The sequence below is a fragment of the Bellilinea sp. genome (genome assembly GCF_034432615.1).
In the GTDB taxonomy this organism is placed as follows: domain Bacteria; phylum Chloroflexota; class Anaerolineae; order Anaerolineales; family Anaerolineaceae; genus Bellilinea.
Genome location: NZ_DAOUBL010000299.1, coordinates 1 through 3,976, shown reverse-complemented (window position 1 = coordinate 3,976; position 3,976 = coordinate 1). Strand labels below are relative to the sequence as shown.

The following is a 3,976-nucleotide window of genomic DNA, read 5'->3' as shown; positions in this document are numbered from 1 at the left end:
TTTTGGGGGAGGCGGGAGGGGGACGAAAATTCGAAAGTTGATGTAAAAATGATTTATCCCGAATTGACGTTAATTTACCCTCAAGCCGAGTTGCCGTTTACAAAAGTTTCGGGCTGATATTCTTCCTGAATGAGCGCGGTAAACGTTTCTACCACCTGCGGATCAAACTGAATGCCCGCCTGCTCTTGCAGGTATGCCAGCGCTTTCTCAATACTCCACGCCTGACGATATGGGCGGTCGTGGGTCAGGGCATCCCACACATCCACAATTGCAAAAATACGCGCATAGAGGGGTATCTGCTCCCCTTTCAATCCGCGCGGATAGCCGCTGCCGTCCCAGCGTTCGTGATGGCAGTAAATCACATCCATGGCGCCTCTCAGGAAGGGGATTTTGGAAAGCAGGTCGTAAGCATACTGTGGGTGCTGGCGCATGACTGTCCATTCTTCTTCATTGAGCGGGCCGGGTTTGTTGAGGATGGCATCCGGGACAGCCATTTTGCCAATGTCGTGCAGCAGAACGCCGTATTGTAAATCTTGCAGCTGTTTTTCGTTCAACCCCATGCGCCGGCCGAGTTTTTCGCTCAATTCCAGCATGCGGTCAGAATGCCCCTGAGTTTCTTTGTCGCGCAGTTCCAGCGTTGCCGACCAGCCTTCGATGGTGGCGCGGTAAGCCTGTTGCAATTCTTGGTAGGCGCGTTGAATGTTCTGAATCATCTGGTTGTGATCCAGGGCTATGGCGGTTTGAGAGGCAAGCGTCTGGAAAAATTCCTGCCACTCGGGCGAAGGTGTGCGCGGCTTGTGAGCAAATACTTCCAGCAGGCCGTAGCGTTGACCCTCAATCGTCATTGGCGCGGCGGCATAAAACTGATAAGGGACAAAACCGCTGAAGCGGCTGGTCAGCCAGTGGGACAGTTCTCCGGTCACCAAACGGTTGATGACCAGCGGTGTGCCGCTGGCAAGCGACTCCTCGGCTTCTTTCACACCAATCTGGGCAGAAATGGGCATGATTTGCGCCAGATTGAAACCGCGGCTGGCGTAAGGCAGCAGGTAGCCTGGCACACTTTCGGTGAGGATGTTGACCGCATCCACTTCCAGGGCGTTTTTGATGACGTTGAGGATGATGCCCATCTTTTCTTCGGAGGAGCGTGGGCTGGTGATGGCGGTGTCAATCTCCCGCAAGGTTTTCAAACGCGCCAGCAGCAAATCTGTTTCGTGTAAATGCTGGCGGATTTTTTCTTCATTCCGGCGCACCTCGGTAATATCCTGCCCGATGCGTGCCATGCCGGCTACTGAGCCATCCGGGTTGCGGATGAAGGTGTTGTTCCACGCAATCAGCCGTTTTTCGCCTGCCCGGGTGAGGATGCAGGACTCATCATGGTGATGGATGTTTTCTTCCTGAATGTGCCGCAAAAAGCGTTCGCGGCGTTTGTGTCGTTCTTCTGGCAGCGCAAAGCGCTCGAACCAATCGCTTTGCAGCACTTCGTGCCAGTTCCAGCCGGTCCGGTTGATGAAGTACTCGTTGCAAAAGACGATCCTTCCCTCGCGGTTGAGGATGACGGCGAGCATCTGCATGTTCTGAAGCATCTCGCGGTACTGACGTTCGGAGGCAGCCAGGGCAAAATGATACCGCCCCATGTCCGCCACCATCTGACTGAGAGCGAGACTCATTTGGGTCAGTTCATCCTTGCCCTGTATGGGAATGCTGATCGAGAAGTCGTGGGAATCGCGAAAACGATTGATGGCGCGGATAATGGCAAACAAGCGCTTGGTCAGAGTGCGGTTGAAGAATGCCCACGAAAGGCTGCCCATCACCACCGCCAGAATGGCAAGGAAGAGCAGAAAATTGCGAAAATTTTTCAACCCCACCTGATAAATGATGGGAATTTTACTCACCCGCAGCATCAAATAGGGTTCGCCCCGCAGGGTGGTCAGCAGGCTGAATCCGGTGATCTGTTGGGTCTGGAACGCCTGGGTTGAGTGAAATACCGCCACATCTGTGTCGGAATTTCGCAGTTGGCTGAATGCCGCGCGGAAATCAGCCGGCAGTTGGGGATTGGTGATGGTTTCTACTTCGATGGAAAGACGGGTGGCTTCTTCCCATTCGGCTAACCGCAGGTTGTTCAGGTAGCGCCCGATGACAATCAAACCGGCCGGTTGACCGACCGCATCATTGCGCAGGATGGCGCGGGCGGCTATCATCAACGGCCCAAACTGAGTCTGAATCAGCCCTTTGGATTGAAATTGCGGTTCGGGAGGTATATGCCCGAGAAAATTCTTGAAAATCTGCCGGTCAATGTCCTCCGGCAGGGGGATGGGATGAAACGTGAACGGGTTGATCGAAAATTCTGCAACCCGGTGCAGGTTCGCGTCATAAAATGCCATCACATCTACCCCCAGCCCCTGAAAGGTTGTGGGAGTCAGGTTATTTTGAATATAATCGGGGTTTTGCCCCTTGATGAAGTGGTAGGTTTCATCCCAGTAGCCCCAGTCGGCGGCGATGCTGCTTAAGAAATCTACGTCCCATTGCAAAAGGGCTTCGACACGCTGGATGTCCTGATGTAAGAGATTCTCTTCCAGCGTGCGATAATGACGGAGGAACAGCGTGTTGGAAATCAAAACAAGACTGAGGATGGAAATTCCCCCCGCCAGCAGGGAAAAGAGCAGAATACGGTTGCGAAGTGTCACAGCGTCCCCTCACAGCATCCGTTCAAATGAGTCTGGCATGCGGAAAAGGCGAGCGGGAAATTGCATCCGGCAACTTGAGTCGGATTATTCCGGAAGTTTTCTCGCTGGCTTGCCGGCTGAGCGAACCAACCTGCCACGACCAATTGGCCTCATTTACCGATTATCGCTCATCTTGATGAATTCTGAATGGCAAAAAAATTACAATGAACTTACAAATTTCGTACGACAGTAAAAAAGCCTTGACTTGCCGGCAAAGTGGGATTGGCGCTCAGGTCAGGAACGAAATGGCGGCTTATTTCGTCTTTCCTTTGTCGAATACTTGCAGATGCTGACCTGAAAAGGAGGACGAGATGAGCCTTTGGAGAAAGAGTCTGATCGTTTTGCTGGCAGGGCTGTTGATCCTGACGGCCTGTTCCCCTGCACCAACACCGCTGCCCACCGAGCCGGCGGTTAATCCCACTCCCAAGGAGAGCGGTATGGATGAGGATGAAGTGTTGATTTCTTCCCGCCCGCGGAATACAGCCCCACCAAGCGGGGAAATTGCCCTGCGTGAACTGGTGAATGGCAACAACGCCTTTGCGCTGGATTTATACCAGCGACTGGCGCAGGAGCCGGGCAACCTGTTTTATTCCCCCTACAGCATCTCGCTGGCACTGGCAATGACCTACGCCGGAGCGCGCGGTGATACCGAGCGGCAAATAGCGCAAACGCTGCATTTTAACCTGCCGCAGGAAAAGCTCCATCCGGCCTTCAATATGCTGGACCTGAACCTGCGCCCGCTGGAGCAGAAACCTGCCAGCGGGGAGGAACAACCGTTTCAGTTGAACATTGCCAATTCGTTGTGGGGGCAGGCGGGTTTCGATTTTCTGCCTGAGTTTCTGGACTTGCTGGCGGAAAACTACGGCGCGGGAATGTACCGGGTGGACTACAACGATCCGGAATCTGCCCGCCAGCGGATTAACCGTTGGGTGGAGGAACAAACGCGGGAGAAAATCAAAGATTTGATTGCTGAGGGAGTGCTGAACCCGCTTACCCGGCTGGTGCTGGTCAACGCCATTTACTTCAAAGGCGCGTGGGTTTACCCGTTTGATGAAGGCGCAACCCGCGAGGCGGCTTTCACCCTGCTGGATGGCAGTCAGGTGACGGTACCCATGATGTCGCTGGCAAAGAATCTGCTCTACCTGCGGGGGCCAAACTACCAGGTGGTGCGTTTGCCCTACCAGGACAGCGCGATGGGCATGCTGGTCATCATACCGGATGAGGGTCACTTTGAGGAAGTGGAGAAAGCCATC

General features: G+C 54.0%; 3 protein-coding genes. 2 read left to right on the top strand and 1 reads right to left on the bottom strand.

Annotation, left to right across the window (positions count from 1 at the left end; genetic code table 11):
* Positions 1 to 80: 80 nt before the first annotated feature.
* A complete protein-coding gene (locus VAE48_RS13610; protein ID WP_322793876.1) occupies positions 81 to 2,684 on the bottom strand; it encodes an HD domain-containing phosphohydrolase in 2,604 nt (867 codons plus the stop codon).
* Between VAE48_RS13610 and VAE48_RS13605 the strand changes: the two genes are divergently transcribed.
* On the top strand, positions 2,678 to 2,860 hold the full coding sequence (locus VAE48_RS13605; RefSeq protein ID WP_322793875.1) for a hypothetical protein: 183 nt from the start codon (positions 2,678 to 2,680) through the stop codon (positions 2,858 to 2,860). The genes VAE48_RS13610 and VAE48_RS13605 overlap by 7 nt on opposite strands.
* A gap of 174 nt (positions 2,861 to 3,034) precedes the next feature.
* Positions 3,035 to 3,976 (top strand): serpin family protein (locus VAE48_RS13600; protein ID WP_322793874.1); only part of this gene is annotated, 942 nt, incomplete at its 3' end.